General features: G+C 35.7%; 1 protein-coding gene. It reads left to right on the top strand.

Annotated features, from left to right (window positions below):
• The coding region (locus BCU84_RS19960; protein WP_206747664.1) for a hypothetical protein at positions 1-524 on the top strand (524 nt) is incomplete at its 5' end.
• Between the last annotated feature and the right edge of the window lie 48 nt (positions 525-572).

Below are 572 nucleotides of genomic sequence, written 5' to 3'. Positions count from 1 at the left end.
GAATAATTTTATATGCAATGTGGTTTTATATGATTAAACAAAATCTAATGATAACTTCGAAATTATTGAAGTCTATTTGCATTATTGGTTTGGTTTGTATAACGAAAACGGTTTCAGCTCAAATTTCTATTACTGAAATTCAGCCAATTACTTTTCCGACGGTATTACAAAATAGCGGTAGTAGTACAACTGTTGTGGTTAACTGGAAGGGGGCAATTGGCAACTCTACCAATTCTACCTTGCTTGATAATGACTACTCACAAGGCCGATATTACATTACTTCAGACTCGACAGCCCCTATTGATATCAACTTTATTAGCCTAGCGAACGAACCTCTTATTCAACTTAAAAACTTCAGAGTACGCTATAAAAATGTAACCTACAAAACCTTTCCCATTCTTGGGCTAGAAAACCCAGGGGCTGCTGGAGAATATATTGATATTGGAGCCAAGGTTGTTGCCAATAAGAAATCTAGCCAAGGGGCTAAGTTTTTACAGTACTCCTTAAGTGTTGAAGAGCAATAAACCCTCATCATAAAATAGATGTTTAGGTTTTAGGTTTAGGTTTAGGTT

It is taken from the genome of Shewanella sp. 10N.286.51.B7 (assembly GCF_002873615.1).
In the GTDB taxonomy this organism is placed as follows: domain Bacteria; phylum Pseudomonadota; class Gammaproteobacteria; order Enterobacterales; family Shewanellaceae; genus Shewanella; species Shewanella electrodiphila.
Note: the sequence above shows the minus strand (reverse complement) of the source record. Positions and strands in the feature narration are given on the sequence as shown.